1 rRNA gene is annotated in these 200 nt (G+C 60.0%); it reads left to right on the plus strand.

What is annotated here, in order from left to right:
- A 16S ribosomal RNA gene (locus tag RUW00_RS22930) occupies window positions 1-200 on the plus strand; the annotation flags it as partial.

The raw sequence follows: 200 nt of genomic DNA on the forward strand, positions 1-200 counted from the left end.
TGGCTTCGGCTACCACTTACAGATGGACCCGCGGCGCATTAGCTAGTTGGTGAGGTAACGGCTCACCAAGGCAACGATGCGTAGCCGACCTGAGAGGGTGATCGGCCACACTGGGACTGAGACACGGCCCAGACTCCTACGGGAGGCAGCAGTAGGGAATCTTCCGCAATGGACGAAAGTCTGACGGAGCAACGCCGCGT

This window comes from Bacillus sp. IS1, from assembly GCF_032461585.1.
GTDB classification, from domain to species: domain Bacteria; phylum Bacillota; class Bacilli; order Bacillales; family Bacillaceae; genus Bacillus; species Bacillus velezensis.